The 14914-nt window shown below is 39.7% G+C and carries 13 protein-coding genes; all 13 read right to left on the reverse strand.

The annotated features are described in order from the left end of the window. Window positions 1-13: 13 nt before the first annotated feature. The 13 genes from rpsP to recG all read right to left on the reverse strand — a co-directional run bounded on the left by rpsP (window position 14) and on the right by recG (window position 14490). Window positions 14-286 carry a 30S ribosomal protein S16 gene (gene rpsP / locus BFJ97_RS03135; RefSeq protein ID WP_024362057.1) on the reverse strand — a complete coding sequence of 91 codons (273 nt, stop codon included), beginning with the start codon at window positions 284-286 and terminating at the stop codon, window positions 14-16. A 94-nt stretch (window positions 287-380) separates the two neighbouring features. Next, window positions 381-1739 (reverse strand): signal recognition particle protein, encoded by a 1359-nt coding sequence (ffh, locus tag BFJ97_RS03140; RefSeq protein ID WP_068983174.1) that lies wholly within the window; start codon window positions 1737-1739, stop codon window positions 381-383. Between the two features lie 12 nt (window positions 1740-1751). After that, window positions 1752-2087 carry a putative DNA-binding protein gene (locus BFJ97_RS03145; RefSeq protein WP_068983175.1) on the reverse strand — a complete coding sequence of 112 codons (336 nt, stop codon included), beginning with the start codon at window positions 2085-2087 and terminating at the stop codon, window positions 1752-1754. A gap of 325 nt (window positions 2088-2412) precedes the next feature. Continuing rightward, window positions 2413-3681 carry a signal recognition particle-docking protein FtsY gene (ftsY, locus tag BFJ97_RS03150; protein ID WP_068983176.1) on the reverse strand — a complete coding sequence of 423 codons (1269 nt, stop codon included), beginning with the start codon at window positions 3679-3681 and terminating at the stop codon, window positions 2413-2415. After that, window positions 3678-7259 carry a chromosome segregation protein SMC gene (gene smc, locus BFJ97_RS03155; RefSeq protein WP_068983177.1) on the reverse strand — a complete coding sequence of 1194 codons (3582 nt, stop codon included), beginning with the start codon at window positions 7257-7259 and terminating at the stop codon, window positions 3678-3680. Before smc ends, ftsY begins: the two co-directional genes overlap by 4 nt. Before the next feature lie 3 nt (window positions 7260-7262). Beyond that, on the reverse strand, window positions 7263-8027 hold the full coding sequence (gene rnc, locus BFJ97_RS03160; RefSeq protein ID WP_068983178.1) for a ribonuclease III: 765 nt from the start codon (window positions 8025-8027) through the stop codon (window positions 7263-7265). Between the two features lie 26 nt (window positions 8028-8053). Beyond that, window positions 8054-8356: a hypothetical protein gene (locus tag BFJ97_RS03165; protein WP_068983179.1), complete on the reverse strand. Its 303-nt coding sequence runs from the start codon at window positions 8354-8356 to the stop codon at window positions 8054-8056. Between the two features lie 269 nt (window positions 8357-8625). Beyond that, the gene (gene acpP / locus BFJ97_RS03170; RefSeq protein WP_068983180.1) at window positions 8626-8862 is read right to left on the reverse strand and encodes an acyl carrier protein; all 237 of its coding nucleotides are present in this window, start codon (window positions 8860-8862) and stop codon (window positions 8626-8628) included. A gap of 58 nt (window positions 8863-8920) precedes the next feature. Next, entirely contained in the window at window positions 8921-9667 is a 747-nt protein-coding gene (fabG, locus tag BFJ97_RS03175; RefSeq protein ID WP_068983181.1) for a 3-oxoacyl-[acyl-carrier-protein] reductase, read from the reverse strand. Further along, the gene (fabD, locus tag BFJ97_RS03180; RefSeq protein ID WP_068983182.1) at window positions 9660-10613 is read right to left on the reverse strand and encodes an ACP S-malonyltransferase; all 954 of its coding nucleotides are present in this window, start codon (window positions 10611-10613) and stop codon (window positions 9660-9662) included. Before fabD ends, fabG begins: the two co-directional genes overlap by 8 nt. Window positions 10614-10749: 136 nt before the next feature. Beyond that, the gene (plsX, locus tag BFJ97_RS03185) at window positions 10750-11742 is read right to left on the reverse strand and encodes a phosphate acyltransferase PlsX (RefSeq protein WP_068983183.1); all 993 of its coding nucleotides are present in this window, start codon (window positions 11740-11742) and stop codon (window positions 10750-10752) included. After that, window positions 11739-12317 carry a transcription factor FapR gene (fapR, locus tag BFJ97_RS03190; protein ID WP_068983497.1) on the reverse strand — a complete coding sequence of 193 codons (579 nt, stop codon included), beginning with the start codon at window positions 12315-12317 and terminating at the stop codon, window positions 11739-11741. The genes plsX and fapR overlap by 4 nt, the downstream gene beginning before the upstream one ends. Before the next feature lie 127 nt (window positions 12318-12444). Continuing rightward, window positions 12445-14490 carry an ATP-dependent DNA helicase RecG gene (gene recG / locus BFJ97_RS03195; protein ID WP_068983184.1) on the reverse strand — a complete coding sequence of 682 codons (2046 nt, stop codon included), beginning with the start codon at window positions 14488-14490 and terminating at the stop codon, window positions 12445-12447. Window positions 14491-14914 lie beyond the last annotated feature (424 nt).

Raw genomic sequence — 14914 nt, forward strand, 5'->3', positions numbered from 1 at the left:
ATGTCGCCCCCGATTATTTACTGAATTTTTGGTTATGGAATTTTTCCATGATACCTTGTTCTGAGAACAAGTTACGCACTGTATCTGATGGTTTTGCACCGTCAGCTAACCATTTAAGAGCTTTCTCTTCATCAATGTTTACAGTAGCTGGTTGAGTAAGTGGGTTGTAAGTACCAACTGTTTCAATTGAACGACCGTCACGTGGTGAACGAGCGTCTGCAACTACGATACGATAGAAAGGAGATTTTTTAGCTCCCATACGTTTTAAGCGAATTTTAACTGCCATTTTAATAGCACCTCCGAATAAGTTTCACACAAGATAGTATATTATCAATGTTTAGGTTGTTTGTAAAGTGTTTTTTCTTAACACCTATAAATTATTATTTAAACAATGAATCAAAGCCCGGCAATTTCATCTTTTTCTTCCCTTTACCGCTCGCCATGCCTGTCATTTGTTTCATCATTTTCTTCATTTCATCAAACTGCTTTAATAGACGATTCACCTCTTGAATTGAAGTCCCAGAACCCTTTGCTATGCGCTTTTTACGGCTGCCATTAATAATTTCTGGATTCGTCTTTTCGGCAGTTGTCATCGAATAAATAATGGCTTCTACGTGGCCCATTTGCTTATCATCAACTTTAACATTGTCTAAGCCTTTGATTTTGTTTGCGCCTGGTAGCATTTTTAAAATTTCGTCAAGAGGACCCATTTTCTTCACTTGCTGCAATTGTTCAACAAAATCATCTAGAGTAAAGGTTTGGGTTTTAAATTTTTCTTCTAGTTCTTTGGCCTTTGCTTCGTCAACATTTGCCTGAGCCTTTTCAATAAGCGATAGCACGTCACCCATTCCTAATATACGAGACGCCATACGCTCTGGATGGAAAGGTTCGAGTGCATCCATTTTTTCGCCCATCCCGACAAATTTAATCGGCTTCTGTGTTACTGAACGAATTGATAATGCCGCACCACCACGTGTATCACCATCAAGCTTTGTTAAAACAACCCCAGTAATGCCGATTGCCTCATTAAAGCTTTCTGCTACGTTTACAGCATCCTGACCCGTCATAGCATCCACAACAAGGAATACTTCATCTGGCTCTTTTAATGCACGAATATCTTTTAATTCTTGCATTAAATCTTCATCGATATGCAAGCGACCAGCCGTATCGATTATCACGACATCATGATGCTCTTCTTTTGCTAATTCAATTGCCTGACGTGCAATTTCTACTGGGGATACATCAGTGCCTAATGCAAAAACAGGTAGTGATAACTGTTTTCCTAATGTTTGTAATTGCTGAACAGCTGCTGGGCGATAAACGTCTGCTGCAACTAGAAGTGGCTTACGATTATATTTTTTTCGTAACACATTTGCCAGTTTCCCTGTAGTCGTCGTTTTACCCGCACCTTGTAAGCCGACCATCATAATGACAGTTGGCGGCTTCGTATTAAATTTGATTGGGCTTTGTTCGCCACCCATTAATTCTGTTAATTCGTCTTGTACGATTTTAATAACTTGCTGACCTGGTGTTAAGCTTTGCATAACATCTACACCGACAGCACGTTCACTGACCTTTTTAACGAATTCTTTGACTACTTTTAAGTTAACATCCGCCTCGATTAAAGCAAATCGGACTTCTCGCATCATTTCTTTAACGTCTTGTTCCGATACTTTTCCTTTACCTTTAATCTTTTGGATTGTCCCTTGGAGTCGTTCCGCTAATCCTTCAAAAGCCATTGCTTTCGCCTCCTAATCCCATTCTTTCAACTGTTCTATAAGCGCTAACTGCTCTTCAACTGTCATACTTCGTTCAGTAATCCCCGTTGTTAGTTGCGCAAGCATTTGTGTACGTTGTTGAAATTTTTCCAATAAACATAGTTTTTCTTCATATTCTTCAAGCATCGCTTCTGTTCGACGAATATTATCATAAACAGCTTGACGTGAAACTCCATACGATTCAGCGATTTCTCCAAGTGAGTGATCATCTAAATAATAGAGCTCCATATAACTCCGTTGCTTATCTGTTAATAATGCTTGATAAAAGTCGAAGAGAAAGTTCATGCGTGTTGTTTTTTCAAGTAGCATCGAATATTTCTCCTCCCGTTATTAGTCATTTGTATCATAACGAAAAGCGCCCGTATGTGTCAAGGTAATCTCCTTGTCTAAAAGCCTTAATTAACCGCTTTACAGGCGTTTTTCACCTATAGCTAGTATTTCCCTTTTAAACAATGCAATTCCCCTGCACAGACGAGCGCAATTACAAATTTACTTACTTAAATGTTAATCCTCGGACCATCACCAAAACGTGTGGTTGATTTCCGTTCCGACTGAGGCTTTCCTGAGGGCGTCCGATAGCCGCTTCACTCATATACGTTTTAACAAAAGTCATCTACAACTTTTGATGATACACCTAATCCTCACTATTTTGTAATTCTTTATCTAAACCATCAGCAAATAAGCCATACACATAGCGTTCAGCATCGAATGGTTGTAAATCATCCATTTTTTCACCAAGACCAACAAACTTCACAGGAATGTGTAATTTATTACGAATAGCAAGAACAATACCACCTTTTGCAGTGCCGTCAAGCTTTGTTAAAACGATCCCTGTTACATTTGTAGCTTCCTTAAATGTTTGCGCTTGAACAAGTGCATTTTGACCTGTTGTTGCATCTAATGCTAAAAGTACTTCATGCGGAGCATTTGGAACCTCTCGAGAGATTACTCGATGAACTTTTTCAAGCTCATTCATTAAGTTTACTTTGTTTTGTAAGCGCCCTGCTGTATCACAAATTAACACATCTGCATTACGGTTTTTTGCTGCACGAATTGCATCATACATAACCGCCGCTGGATCTGAACCTTCCGATTGTTTAATCACTTCACAGCCCACACGGTCTCCCCAAACTTGTAATTGATCGATGGCACCAGCACGGAAAGTATCACCTGCTGCTAAGACAACCGTTTTACCTTGTGATTTTAGACGATGGGCAAGTTTACCGATTGTTGTTGTCTTCCCAACTCCATTTACGCCAACGAATAAAATAACAGTAAGCTCACCTTGAGGCTGTATATTAAGGTCGATTAAATCTTCTTCTCCCTGCTCATAAATTTCTACAAGTTTTTCAGAAATAATCGTTTGAATACCGTTTGTATCTTTTATATTTTTACGCTGAACTTCGAAGCGTAATTTGTCCATTAGCTCCATTACTGTTTCAAAGCCAACGTCTGCCTGTAATAATAGGTCTTCTAATTCTTCAAAGAAATCTTCGTCTACTTTTCGATAACGAGCAACTAGGTCGTTCACTTTTGAAGTAAATGAATTACGCGTTTTTTCTAGTCCGGCTTTGAATTTTTGTGTTATAGACCATGCAGAAGGTTTTTTCTCCTTCACAGGTTCTTCCACTATTGCGACCTCTTGCACTTCTTGTTGTTGCTCTTGTTGCTCTTGTTGGCCTTGATCTTCACTTGCTACAGGATTTTCTGTTTCAATTGGACTGTCCGTTACAGAAGTCTCCTCTACTTTCTCAACTTCATCTATAGTTGCTTCAATTTGAGCAGGCTCCGTTGCATCATCTAGCTTCTGTTCAGCAACTTCTGCTTCATTTATCTCAACTACTTTTTCTTCCTCGACTGGGTTGCCAATTAATTTATCTTTTAAACGTTTAAAAAAACTCATGCTTGTTCGCTCCTTTGCTCCGCAAGTACGGGTTCATCTTCTAATTTTACTGATACAAGTTTAGATACGCCAGATTCCTGCATTGTAATACCATACAACACATCCGCTCCCTCCATCGTTCCTTTACGATGTGTGATCACAATAAATTGCGTGTCACGGCTAAATCTTTTTAAATATTGGCTATATCGAACAACATTTGCCTCATCTAACGCCGCCTCTACCTCATCAAGAATACAGAATGGTACAGGTCGTATATTTAAGATAGAGAATAATAAAGCGATTGCAGTTAGTGCACGTTCACCACCTGAAAGTAAACTTAGATTTTGTAATTTTTTTCCTGGTGGTTGTGCTACTATTTCTATACCTGTTTCTAGCAGATTTTGAGGGTCCAATAACACTAAATCTGCCTGTCCTCCACCAAACAATTCACGGAATACACGTTTAAATTGCTCACGAATGGCATAGAAGGTTTCGCTAAAGCGTAGCGTCATTTCCTCGTCCATCTCTTTAATAGCCTCATGTAACGTTTCCTGTGCAGCAAGTAAATCTTCACGCTGCTCTGTTAAAAATGAATGGCGTTCAAGCACCCGCTCGTATTCCTCAATGGCACTCAAATTAACAGGACCTAGCTCCTCTATAGATTTCTTCAGCAGTTTCACTCGACGGCGCATATGCTCTTCATCTTCAATCGCAAGGGCTAACTCCTCAGCTTCCTCTACTGTTAGCTGATAGTTTTCTTCTAGTTGTTCATTGAAATTATTGATTTCAAACTCTACGCGACTTCGCTTCAATTCATTAGCACGTATTGCTTCAAGATAGCCTTTATGTGTACGTTGCAATTCCTTCAGCTGTTCTTCTAAAGTAGTAAGCTCTTGTTGTTGTGCTACTTTTTCATCTTTTTTCTGTGAAATTATGTCCTGCAGTGAATCTTTTCTCGCCTTCCATGTAGCAACCTGCTCATCCACTTCTTCATCGCTTAAAAGTTTTGTCGATTCATCAGATTGAAGCCAGATTATTTCCTGAGAAATATTATCGACTTTTTGACGACCTTTGTTTAATTGTAGGGCTAACTCGGCTGTAGCAATTTGTACTTGTGACATTTGCTCCTGCATAACCGCTAACTGCGAGCGTTTTTCTGCTGACTGCTCACGAAGTACATCCTTTTCCGTCTCACTTTGCAGCTTCGCCTTACTTAGTTGTTCCACTGTTTCATTAATTTCTAGCAGTTCGGTTGCTAGTGCCACTAAACGCTCTGTAGCTGCTTCCTTTTGAGCTAACAATGCTTCTTCTCGTGTTCTTACATCTTGTGTCTCATTAGAAGCAAAAGATACTCGAGCAGATAAGCTTTTCTCGACAACCTCTAGCTCGCGAATACGACTCGCCTGTTGCATTTCATCTTTTCGTAATTGCTCTCCGTCAAGCTTCAATTGCTCTACTTTTTCTCGTAATGTTGCAAGTTTCTCTTTTTCAGCTACAACAGCCTGTTCAGCACTATAGATGGAAGCTTCTAACGATTGTAGCTTCACGATTAAACCATCTAATTCCGCTTTTCTAGTAAAGAGTGAAGATTGTTGCTTCACAGCACCACCTGTTAATGAACCGCCTGCATTGACGATATCACCTTCAAGTGTTACAACACGATATCGGAAACCACATAAACGAGCAATCTGGCTTGCACCTTCTAAATTTGATGCAACGATTACATTGCCCAGGAGGTTTTCGACAATTGTACGGTTGTCTTCTTCGAACGTAACAAGTGCATCAGCCATTTGGACAAATGCTGGGTGCTCAGTAGCTAACTGAATCGTAGAAAGATTGATTTTACGTGACTTTATGACTGTCTTAGGTAAAAATGTTGCGCGTCCAGCTCTCTTTTGTTTTAACCAATGAATGGCTTGCTGAGCATGTCGTTCATCGGTTGTCACAATATGCTGAGAGGCTGCTCCTAATGCTGTTTCAATAGCCTGCGAATATTTCCCACCAACTTGGATTAACTCCGCAACAGCTCCTTCAATTCCAACTAAGTCACCTTTATCACGTGCTAACAATACTTCTTTTACTCCATGGAAGAACCCAGAGAAATCTGCTTCAAGCTCAGCTAGCGTATCTTTTCTAGCCTTCAATTGCTGCTGATGCTGATAGGCCTTATAAAGCATATCCTGCTTTTCATTAAACGATGCATTGACGTTCTTAAGCTGTATTTGCAATGTTTCATATTGCTCAAGCTTTTCCTGCAATTCATGAGTTGTTGTTGTATGGACAGCAACTAACTTCTCTTTTTCCGCTAAAATTTGCGCAAGCTCTTGCCCGATTTCATCAGTTTGATCTGTCATTCGTGCTGCCGTCGCTTTTTGTTGTGCTAATTGCTGATCGATATTTTTTAATTCATTTTTGATGGTTGCTTCTTCGTTTAAGGAATCAATATATCGGTTTTTTTGTTCTTCAATTTCTTGTTCAATTTCAGAAACAGAGCGGTTTAAAGATTGTTCCAATTGCTTGAGGCTTTGTTTTAGCTCTGATACTTCTCGCTGTTTTTCAGCGAACAATTCTTTTTTCTCTTGTTCTTGAACAATGAGAGCCTCAACCTCATTTTTTGCTTCTTGTAATGCTGTATTCAATTGTAGTAGTTGATTAGAAGCATTTTGTCGCTTTTCAGCCATTAACGCTTTACGACCATCCCAACGCTCTACCTCCATTGTCGCATTAACAAACTCAGCCTGAGTAGTATCTAAATAGCTATCTAGCTCTTTTAAAAGCTTACGAATGCCCTCCGTTTGCTTTTCAATTGAAGAAATATTATGAGCTTGTTTTTGCTCTATCTCATATAGCTCTGTGTACTCATTTTTCAGAGCACGCAAAGATTGTGCACAATTTTTCAAATCGTGCACAAGGATGGCGATATCAAAATCCTTTAACTCTGTTGACATTTGCACATAATCTCTTGCACTTGATGCCTGAATTTCTAACGGCTCCAGACGACTATCTAGTTCATGTAAAATATCTAAAACACGATACAAATTTTCATCTGTTTCAACAAGCTTATGCTCTGCCTTTTTCTTTCGTAATTTATACTTTAATACACCAGCTGCCTCTTCAAAAATCGAACGACGGTCATCAGGTCGGCTATTTAAAATTTCATCTACACGGCCTTGTGAAATAATGGAGAAGGCCTCTTTCCCAAGTCCTGAGTCCATAAACAAGTCCGTAATATCCTTCAGGCGACACTGCTGGTTATTTAATAAATATTCACTATCACCTGAACGGTATACGCGTCTTGTTACGCTGACTTCTGTATATGAAAAAGCAAGCTGTTCATCGGTATTATCTAAAATTAACGTTACCTCTGCAAAGTTTAGTGGCTTACGTGAGTCACTCCCAGCAAAAATAACATCCTCCATCTTTGCCCCACGTAACGACTTTGCAGATTGCTCCCCAAGTACCCAACGAATTGCATCAGTGACATTACTTTTTCCACTGCCATTTGGTCCAACAACCGCTGTAACACCGGGTACAAAATCAATTCCAATGCGCTCCGCAAAAGATTTAAAGCCAATCACTTCGAGTCGTTTTAGGAACATCTATTAAGCCTCCTCTTTTGCAGTTTGATCACGCATTGCACGCATTGCACATTGCGCAGCTTGCTGCTCGGCTTCTTTTTTTGATTTCCCACGCCCAATACCAAGCTCCTGTCCATTTAATAGGACACTCGATACAAAGGTACGGTTATGTGCAGGACCCTTTTCATCAATAATTTCATAATGAAGAAGACCGTTATTTGTTTGCTGTACCATTTCTTGCAATTGACTTTTAAAATCCATCACATGCGAAAAAGCACCGACTTCTACTTTCGGGAATACGATTCGTTCTAAAAAGGACACAACCGTTTGTAAGTCTTGATCTAAATAAAGGGCACCTACAAATGACTCAAATACATCTGCAAGTAGCGCTGGGCGTTCCCGTCCACCTGTTAATTCCTCACCTTTTCCGAGTAATACAAAGCGACCGAATCCTAATTCATTTGCAAAGATCACAAGTGATGGCTCACATACAATGGATGCTCGTAGCTTCGTTAGCTCACCCTCACTCATATTAGGGTATTTCTCAAAAAGGTATTTAGAAACAGACAGTTCAAGTACTGCGTCTCCTAAAAATTCAAGACGCTCATTATCCGTAAACAATTTACGGCGATGCTCATTCACATAAGATGAATGTGTGAATGCTTGATACAATAGATTTTTATTAATAAATGTGATATTTAATTCATGCTGTAACAGCTCGAATTGATTGCGTACTTTTTCAGGAAGTACGCCAGATTTCTGCATAGTTCCTTTTCTTTTCATAGCCATTGAACAATCTGCCTTCCTAATAGTTTCTACCGTTTTAGTGTACCTTTTTCAAGGCATTTATGCAAAAGTATTTCGGCTGAAATACAACGTTTTGGAAATTTTTTCGCATTTTTTCCGCCATAATCAATTTCGCCTTGGCGTAATTGCCGCTGACGCTTTGCTTTCGCGCAGATAAACAATGCGTCTGGATTTTGAATTGTGCCCAGGCCTGCACGAAGGCCGACACGTTGTCGGTCATTTCGGTAATGCACAGGACGCGGTGCTCTTAGACTGAGTTCCTCTATTTCAGTAGGTGTTTGGACATAAAAAAGAACCACTCCTGCATTCATCTCACCATCTTTAGAGGTAAGAATCTTCTACTGAATAAAGATAAAAAAAGGGACGTCACAGTTCGAAAAACGAACCGTTTCGTACCCTTTTTAATACACCTTAGTATAGTATCTGCTCTTCACATTTAAGCAAAAAACAGGAGTAATCTCTGCCATAGGCTTTAACTTTATTCAACTAATTCATAAACACTTATTGTATAAAAACTATGACTGCGTTCATGTCAACACTGATAGCGGTGAAAAATTTATGCTGAATAAAGTAAACGAAATTAGTTTATTTTACTTTCGATGTATGAAATTGCAGAACCAACTGTTGAGATTTTTTCAGCATCTTCATCAGAAATTTCCATATCGAATTCGTCTTCAAGCTCCATTACAAGCTCAACTACGTCTAATGAGTCAGCACCTAAATCATCACGGAAAGAAGCTTCTAGAGTAACTTCACTTTCTTCAACACCTAAACGGTCCACGATTACTTTTGTTACGCGTTCTAATACTGTAGTCAAAACATTCACCTCCCCTCAAATGATTATACAAAAAATTATTATTTATGACTAATTGAAATTACATCACCATGCCGCCATCTATATGTAGCGTCTGCCCCGTCATATAGTTTGCATCATCTGAAGCTAGGAATACTACTGCCTTTGCGATATCCTCTGGCTGCCCAAGTTTAGCAAGAGGAATTTGAGTAAGCATTCCTTGCTTTATATCATCTGGTAGTTGATCCGTCATTTCTGTTTCAATAAAGCCTGGTGCAATCGCATTTACTAAAATATTGCGTGATGCCAATTCTTTTGCAGTCGTTTTAGTTAATCCAATAACACCTGCTTTGGCAGCTACATAGTTTGCTTGCCCCGCATTACCAGCTACACCGACAATCGATGAAATGTTGATGATACGACCTGCACGTTGCTTCATCATTTGACGTGTTACTGCTTTTGTACAAAGGAAAACACCTTTAAGGTTTGTATCTAACACATCATCCCACTCATCTTCTTTCATACGCATTAACAAGTTATCACGAGTAATACCAGCATTATTTACTAAAATATCAAGTGAACCGAATGTTTTCACAGCTGCATCCATTAATGCTGTAACTTCCTCTGTTTTTGAAACACTCCCTTGTACAGCAATAGCCTCGCCGCCATTTTCTTGAATCATCGCGACAACTTCTTCTGCCTTTGCCTGAGAGCCACTGTAGTTAACAACAACTTTAGCACCCTCATCAGCAAGCTTTAATGCAATAGCGCGTCCTATTCCACGCGAAGCACCAGTTACAACAGCTACTTTCCCCTCTAATTTACGCATTAATTGTCCACTCCTTCGCCGCTTCTAGCACAGCCTCTAATGATGCTTCATCATAAACACAATAAGTCGCAACAGATCGGTCGATTTTTTTCACTAATCCACTTAACACTTTGCCTGGTCCACACTCAATAAAGACATCCACACCTTGTGCAATCATTTCACGCACAGATGCTTCCCATTGCACAGCGCTATATACTTGTTCTACTAACTCATGTTGAATAGCAGGAACATCCTCTAATTCTTTTGCCATAACGTTGCCGATCACAGGAATTCGTGGTGCTGACAATGATATTTCAGCTAATGCTCCACTTAATTTTTCAGATGAAGGACGCATTAGCTCTGAATGGAATGGTCCACTAACAACTAAAGGAATTGCTCGTTTGGCGCCCGCTTCCTTTGCAGCTAACGAAGCCTTTTCGACCCCTTCCTTTGTACCAGAGATAACGATTTGTCCTGGACAGTTTACATTCGCTACCTGAACCGCATCACCTGCTACAGAAATTTGTTCAGTTACTTCATGGAGTGCCTCGAGTTCCATCCCTAAAATGGCTGCCATTGCGCCTTGCCCTGCTGGTACAGCTTCATTCATATAAAGTCCACGCTTATGAACGACAGAAACAGCATCCTCAAACGTTAGCACACCTGCGATTACTAATGCACCATATTCTCCAAGTGAATGTCCAGCTGCATAGTTTGGCTTAATTCCTGCTGCAAGTAATTTTTCTGCAACCATCACACCAGTAGTTAAAAGTGCTGGCTGTGCATGGTATGTCAATGTTAGCTCCTCAGCTGGTCCCGTTAACATAAGCTTAGATAACTCAAAGCCAAGTGATTGATTTGCACGATCATAAAATGCTTTACTTTCTGCAGCATTCTCAACAAACTCTTGCCCCATTCCAACTACTTGAGAACCTTGTCCTGGAAAAACAAATGCTATTTTCGTCATTTTGTATTAATCCCCTTTTTAATCAATTTTACCTCGGCATAATTGCGTCCAGAATCGGCTTTGTGCCTGCACAAAGAACTCCTTTACGATTCCGTGACATCCGCCGGAGGCTTCTACTTCTTTCAGCTGAAAGAAGTTAATTAAATTCTAAGTGGCGTACTGTATCTGTAATCGTCGAGATGACTGTATGCTCTACCATCGTATTTGCTTGGCGAATCGCACTGTAAATTGCTTTTGCATTGGATGAACCATGCGCTTTAATTACAGGTGCTTGTAAACCAAACAAACCTGCACCACCATACTCTGTGTAATCCATTTTATTTTTTAAGTCACGTAAATTATTTTTCATAAGGGCTGCCGATATTTTTGTTTTTGTTGAAGACATAAACGCTTCTTTAAGCATTGAAAATAACGCGCCAGCCGTACCTTCAATCGATTTCAGCACCATATTACCTGTAAAACCATCTGTTACAACAACGTCCGCTACCCCTTCAAGTAAATCTCGAGCTTCTACGTTGCCGATAAAGTTCAAGTCCGCTTCTTTTAATAGCTCGAAAGCAGCCTTTGTTAATTCATTCCCTTTTTTATCCTCAGTACCGATATTTAACAAGCCGATACGTGGCTTTTGTAAGCCGCCTACCTTTTTCGCATAAATATCGCCCATAATCGCATATTGCAATAAATGCTCAGGGCGCGCATCTGCATTTGCCCCTAAATCGAGCATTAAAAAGCCCTTACCGTCCAACGTCGGTAATGTAGTGGCTAAAGCTGGTCTAGCAATCCCTTCAATACGTCCTACTTTAAATAGACCGCCTGCCATTAAAGCACCCGTATTACCAGCAGAAAGACAAGCATCTGCCTTTCCTTCTTCAACCGCATCCATCATTCGCGCCATCGATGAATCCTTTTTCCGACGAACAGCGCGTGCTGGATCATCTGTTCCTTCCACAACTTCCTCACAATGTACTATTGTCAATCGATCATGTATTTTTAATAATGGCTCAAGCTTTTCCCGCTGACCATATAATTGTATTTCTAAATTCGGAATTTGCTCTAATGCTAATAAAGCACCTTCAATAACTGATTTTGGTGCGTTGTCGCCACCCATTCCATCAAGCGCTAATTTCATTGTTGTTCACCTTTACCTTTCGTGCGGTACATATCAAATTCACCAACAAAAACTGTTTCACCGTTAACAGTAGATGTTAACTCTACTTTTGTACGATGATTTTCGTCATCACGTCCAACAACGATTGCTTTTGTAATAACACGATCTCCAGCTCTAACAGGTTTCACAAAGGTAATGTTTGAATGTACTGTTAAAGCTAGTTCATCGTCAATTACCGCTACCGCTAATGAGTTTGCCTGTGCAAATAAATGATGTCCACGTGCGATGCCATTGCGCTGAAAAACATGCTCTTCTTTTACGTCAAAAATAGATAATGCACGATTATCCAATTCAATATCAACAATTTCACCAATTACTTCATCTATCGGAAGTGATTTCACTTCGTTTTCATATGTTTTCGAAGCAACATCTTTAATTCGTTCTCGTAATTCAGGAATTGCTAACTCCATACGATCTAAACGGATTGTTTGGACACTAACCTGAAACTGCGTTGCTAGCTGTTCATCTGTGACGAATGGATTTTCAGCTATCGTTTCAGATAATAGTCGTTGTCGCTCTTTTTTCGTTTGTCTCAACATCATTCGCCACCTTTTTAGTTGTTATTAGCACTTGGTACTAATATCAGTATATAGAGTATAAAAAAAGAATGCAAGACTTGTTTTCAAAACAAGTGCTTACATTCCAATCGGGTATCAAATTCAGTTAATCAAAGCGTTCTCCCTGTAGAACACCCGACTCTTCAAGCATACTACGTAAATATTTATACTCATCATCATGCCAAAATGCATCTGTCTCAAGCATAGTCGTAGCATCTTTTCTTGCTGTCTCCAGTATTCGATAATCATGTACTAAATCCGCTACTTTAAAATCAGGCAAACCACTTTGTTTACGCCCGAAGAAATCACCTGGACCACGTAATTCCAAATCCTTTTCAGCTAGGCGGAAACCATCATTTGTTTCCGTCATTGACTGCATGCGCTCCTTACCTTCATCGGATTTTGGATCAGCAAGCAACACACAGTATGACTGATGTTCACCTCGTCCAACTCGTCCACGTAGCTGATGCAATTGAGCTAAGCCGAAGCGTTCAGCATCATAAACAATCATAAACGTTGCATTCGGTACGTTAACCCCAACCTCAACTACTGTTGTCGATACAAGCACATGAATAGTCCCTTCACTAAACGCTCGCATAACTGCATCTTTTTCATCTGCCGTTAAACGACCATGCATTAATCCAACATTGTATTGTCCGCTAAAATATGTAGCAAGTTGTTCATAGATTTCTACAGCATTTTGTACATCAAGCTTGTCTGATTCCTCGATAAGGGGACAAATAGCATATGCTTGTCTTCCAGCAGCAAGCTCTAATTCTAACTTTGACATAACTGAGCCTAATTGCTCTTTTTTCATCCAATGTGTTTCAATTTGTTTACGCCCCGCTGGCATTTCATCAATCACGGAAACATCCATTTCTCCAAATGCTGTAATCGCAAGCGTACGCGGAATAGGTGTCGCCGTCATAAAGAGCACATCTGGATTTTCCCCTTTATCACGCAATATTCTACGCTGTTCAACACCAAAACGATGCTGTTCATCCGTTATAACAAAACCAAGCTTATAAAAGATGACTTCAGGCTGAATAAGTGCATGCGTACCAATTATAATATCTATTTCCCCGTTTGCTAGTTCTTCTAAAAGTAACCGACGCTCCTTTACTTTCGTCGATCCTGATAGTAAAGCTACACGTACACCAAATGGCTCAAACCATTCTTTCAAATTTTCAGCATGCTGCTCAGCTAAAATTTCTGTTGGTGCCATTAATGCCCCCTGAAAACCAGCAGTTACAGCTGCATATAAACATATTGCCGCAACAACGGTTTTACCTGATCCTACATCACCTTGAAGTAAGCGGTTCATGCGGTGCGGCTCTTTTAAATCTTTGCAAATTTCATTGACAACACGTTTTTGAGCATCTGTTAATTCATAAGGTAGCGATGTAATAAAAGCCCGTAGTTTTTGCAAATCGAATTGGATAACTGTACCGTGCTCACTATCCTTTCGAATTTTACGTAAAGCTTGAATACGTAGCTGAAAGTTTAGTAACTCTTCATAGGCAAAGCGTCTTCTAGCCTGCTTTGCATGCCCCGCATCAAGTGGGAAATGAATTCCCTCAAGCCCTTCACGCATTGAAACAAGCTTATAGTCTGCTTGAAAACGTTGTGGAACAGCATCCGATATCTCCGCACCAAACTCATCTAACACTTGTCGCATATATTTACGAAAACGTTTTTGCGGAATCAAACCTTTCAAACTATAAACAGGTTCAAAGTCGACCTGATCTATTTTTGGGCCAAATGTAACAGACGTTCCATTGATTACCTGTCTGCCTCGGTCCCATTTACCTGTGACGGTAATAATAGCTCCTGGTACCAGCTTCTGCTTTAAATAGCCTTGATTAAAAAATACAACCTTCACTAAATGTCGACCTGCCAACACTGTCACTTGTAATCGTGATTTATTGCGGCCTAAAAACAATACTGTGGGTTCACGTTCAACTTTACACTCAACGGTGACACGTTCATTATGTGGTGTTTGCGCTAAATCCTTTAAACGAAAATCTTCATGCCGATGAGGGAACGTCCATACTAAATCCGCGATCGTCTCGATGCCTAACGCCTCTAAATGTCCTGCTGTTTCTTTACCGATTCCCTTTAAATCAGTTACGGCACTCGTTAAATCAGTCACCTTGCACGACAGCTCCTCCAAAGATTTTCACCGCAAGTGCTTTATTTGTAGTCATTAGCATATGAGTTTTCCCCTTTCTTTACGATTACTCTCGGCTTTTATAATAATGTTGCTTGTGGTTAGCTATTCCCAACAGTTAATGCTATTCATCTGTATTTCCAATACTATTATATAACTTTTCAATTTCACTAACATAGCAATTCAATTCATCAATAATTGATTGATAGTTATATCTTTAAGTAGGCCAACATAAAGGACATGAACTTTTTCATCTTTAGCAAATAAAGAATCAATCACTTCAATGCCTTCTTAGGTATTTCGAGAAATAGCCAACCTTTAGTTTACATAGCTCTATAATCTTTTGGTTTTTAATAATCCAGTTAAATAAATGCATTTATTTTTTCTCAGCATATAATGTTGAAAA

Origin of the sequence: Lysinibacillus xylanilyticus, from assembly GCF_001708185.1 — a bacterium.
GTDB lineage: Bacteria > Bacillota > Bacilli > Bacillales_A > Planococcaceae > Lysinibacillus > Lysinibacillus xylanilyticus_A.

What these genes read in the sequence shown, in the direction of transcription:
- plsX (WP_068983183.1), bottom strand. Translation starts at nt 11,742, where the DNA reads ATGAAATTAGCGCTTGATGGAATGGGTGGCGACAACGCACCAAAATCA.
- rnc (WP_068983178.1), bottom strand. Translation starts at nt 8,027, where the DNA reads ATGGCTATGAAAAGAAAAGGAACTATGCAGAAATCTGGCGTACTTCCT.
- BFJ97_RS03165 (WP_068983179.1), bottom strand. Translation starts at nt 8,356, where the DNA reads ATGAATGCAGGAGTGGTTCTTTTTTATGTCCAAACACCTACTGAAATA.
- ftsY (WP_068983176.1), bottom strand. Translation starts at nt 3,681, where the DNA reads ATGAGTTTTTTTAAACGTTTAAAAGATAAATTAATTGGCAACCCAGTC.
- rpsP (WP_024362057.1), bottom strand. Translation starts at nt 286, where the DNA reads ATGGCAGTTAAAATTCGCTTAAAACGTATGGGAGCTAAAAAATCTCCT.
- ffh (WP_068983174.1), bottom strand. Translation starts at nt 1,739, where the DNA reads ATGGCTTTTGAAGGATTAGCGGAACGACTCCAAGGGACAATCCAAAAG.
- fabG (WP_068983181.1), bottom strand. Translation starts at nt 9,667, where the DNA reads ATGCGTAAATTAGAGGGGAAAGTAGCTGTTGTAACTGGTGCTTCGCGT.
- fabD (WP_068983182.1), bottom strand. Translation starts at nt 10,613, where the DNA reads ATGACGAAAATAGCATTTGTTTTTCCAGGACAAGGTTCTCAAGTAGTT.
- BFJ97_RS03145 (WP_068983175.1), bottom strand. Translation starts at nt 2,087, where the DNA reads ATGCTACTTGAAAAAACAACACGCATGAACTTTCTCTTCGACTTTTAT.
- smc (WP_068983177.1), bottom strand. Translation starts at nt 7,259, where the DNA reads ATGTTCCTAAAACGACTCGAAGTGATTGGCTTTAAATCTTTTGCGGAG.